Raw genomic sequence first — 3,173 nt, forward strand, 5'->3', positions numbered from 1 at the left:
TCAGCTGGGAGAGCGGTTGCTTTGCAAGCATCAGGTCATCGGTTCGATCCCGATAAGCTCCACCAAGCAGACTGCGTAGCGATGTTTCGCGGAGCAGCGGACAATTTCCAGGGATGAAGAGAAACGGTTTGCCGGACACGTCCGGTGATATGGAGCGCATTGCGCTCCTCTTTGACATTGTGAATGGGTTTTTTAATCGATGCCGTGGCGATACGGTGTTGGTTTTGTTGGCGTTTCCGTAAAGGTGGCGCGGGCAGGGTCAATGCATATCGTACACGAATGATTATCTAGCTGAGTTTAATAACCGCATTTTCTGACGGCGTAACAAGCACTTGATCTTCCAGTGTTGTCGTTGGTGGTGTGGACTCTCAAGCGTGAGGTAAGGGCATCTGGTGAATGCCTTGGCATGTACAGGCGATGAAGGACGTGGCACGCTGCGATAAGCGTGGGGGAGCCGTGAGCAGGCTTTGATCCCGCGATTTCCGAATGGGACAACCCACCTTCACCATTTAAGACTGGTCCAGCCTTCTGGCTGGCCCCGTGTTAAATGGGAGAGGTATCACTAAGCTGAATAAAATAGGCTTTGGTGAGGCGAACCCGGAGAACTGAAACATCTCAGTACCCGGAGGAAAAGACATCAACCGAGATTCCGTTAGTAGTGGCGAGCGAACGCGGACCAGGCCAGTGCCGACAAGTTAGTTAACAGAAGTGTCTGGAAAGGCACGCCATAGCGGGTGACAGCCCCGTATGTGAAAGCGAACTTGTCGGACTCGAGTAGGGCGGAGCACGTGAAACTCTGTCTGAACATGGGGGGACCACCCTCCAAGCCTAAATACTCGTACATGACCGATAGTGAACCAGTACCGTGAGGGAAAGGTGAAAAGCACCCCGATGAGGGGAGTGAAACAGTACCTGAAACCGGATGCCTACAAGCAGTGGGAGGGGCCTTGAGCCCTGACCGCGTACCTCTTGCATAATGGGTCTGTGACTTAGTGTATCAAGCAAGCTTAAGCCGTTAGGTGTAGGCGCAGCGAAAGCGAGTCTGAATAGGGCGATAGAGTTTGATGCATTAGACCCGAAACCCGGCGATCTATGCATGACCAGGTTGAAGGTGCGGTAACACGCACTGGAGGACCGAACCGTTCAATGTTGAAAAATTGTCGGATGAGTTGTGCTTAGGGGTGAAAGGCCAATCAAGCCGGGAAATAGCTGGTTCTCCGCGAAATCTATTGAGGTAGAGCGTCGAATGATTGCCGTTGGGGGTAGAGCACTGGATGGTTGCGGGGGTCGCGAGATCTACCAACACTAACCAAACTCCGAATACCAACGAGTCTAGTTCGGCAGACAGACGGCGGGTGCTAAGGTCCGTCGTCAAAAGGGAAACAGCCCTAACCTACAGCTAAGGTCCCCAAGTCATCACTAAGTGGGAAAGCATGTGGGATTTCCAAAACAACCAGGAGGTTGGCTTAGAAGCAGCCATCCTTTAAAGAAAGCGTAACAGCTCACTGGTCTAAACAAGAGATCCTGCGGCGAAGATGTAACGGGGCTAAAGTGATGCACCGAAGCTTAGGGTGTGATCTTATGATCACGCGGTAGCGGAGCGTTCCGTAGGCCGTTGAAGCGATCTGGTAATGGGTCGTGGAGGTATCGGAAGTGCGAATGCAGACATGAGTAGCGATTAACAGTGTGAGATGCACTGTCGCCGAAATTCCAAGGGTTCCTGCTTAAAGCTAATCTGAGCAGGGTAAGCCGGCCCCTAAGACGAGCCCGAAGGGGGTAGTCGATGGGAACCACGTTAATATTCGTGGGCCTGGAGGTGTGTGACGGATGGTGTAACTGGTCAGGGCTTATTGGATTGCTCCTGGCTGGGAAATCGTCCCAGGAAATAGCCCCTCCGTATAGACCGTACCCTAAACCGACACAGGTGGAATGGTAGAGTATACCAAGGCGTTTGAGAGAAGTATCCTGAAGGAACTCGGCAAATTGCCTCCGTACCTTCGGAAGAAGGAGGCCCCACATAAGCGCAAGCTCTTGTGGGGGGCACAGGCCAGGGGGTAGCGACTGTTTAGCAAAAACACAGGGCTCTGCTAAGTCGGCTTCAAGACGACGTATAGGGCCTGACGCCTGCCCGGTGCCTGAAGGTTAAGAGGAGGTGTGCAAGCACTGAATTGAAGCCCAGGTAAACGGCGGCCGTAACTATAACGGTCCTAAGGTAGCGAAATTCCTTGTCGGGTAAGTTCCGACCTGCACGAATGGCGTAACGACTTCCCCACTGTCTCCAGGATATGCTCAGCGAAATTGAATTCTCCGTGAAGATGCGGAGTACCCGCGGTTAGACGGAAAGACCCCGTGCACCTTTACTGCAACTTCAGAGTGGCATTAGGAAAGAGCTGTGTAGCATAGGTGGGAGGCTTTGAAGCATCGACGCCAGTTGATGTGGAGCCATAGGTGAAATACCACCCTGCTGTTTTCTGATGTCTAACCTCGCACCGTTATCCGGTGCAGGGACCCTCTGTGGTGGGTAGTTTGACTGGGGCGGTCGCCTCCTAAAGAGTAACGGAGGCGCGCGATGGTGGGCTCAGGACGGTTGGAAACCGTCTGTTAGAGTGCAATGGCATAAGCCCGCCTGACTGCGAGACTGACAAGTCGAGCAGAGACGAAAGTCGGTCATAGTGATCCGGTGGTCCCTCGTGGAAGGGCCATCGCTCAACGGATAAAAGGTACGCCGGGGATAACAGGCTGATGATTCCCAAGAGCTCATATCGACGGAATCGTTTGGCACCTCGATGTCGGCTCATCACATCCTGGGGCTGGAGCAGGTCCCAAGGGTTTGGCTGTTCGCCAATTAAAGTGGTACGTGAGCTGGGTTCAGAACGTCGCGAGACAGTTTGGTCCCTATCTGCCGTGGGCGTCGAAATTTGAGAGGAGTTGACCCTAGTACGAGAGGACCGGGTTGAACATACCTCTGGTGTACCTGTCGTCACGCCAGTGGCGCAGCAGGGTAGCTATGTATGGACGGGATAACCGCTGAAAGCATCTAAGCGGGAAGCCTCCCTCAAGATAAGATTTCATAGGACGGTCGAAGACCACGACCTTGATAGATCGGATGTGGAAGTGCGGTAACGCATGGAGCTAACCGATACTAATTGTCCTATTCGCGCTTAAACGGTTCA

Annotated in this window: 1 rRNA gene; it reads left to right on the forward strand. The window is 53.2% G+C overall.

The window, feature by feature from the left end:
• The first annotated feature begins 370 nt into the window (after positions 1 to 370).
• Positions 371 to 3,165 (forward strand): 23S ribosomal RNA (locus ACODR8_RS19795).
• The last annotated feature ends 8 nt before the right edge of the window (positions 3,166 to 3,173 follow it).

It is taken from the genome of Sphingobium sp. FG58 (assembly GCF_057809055.1).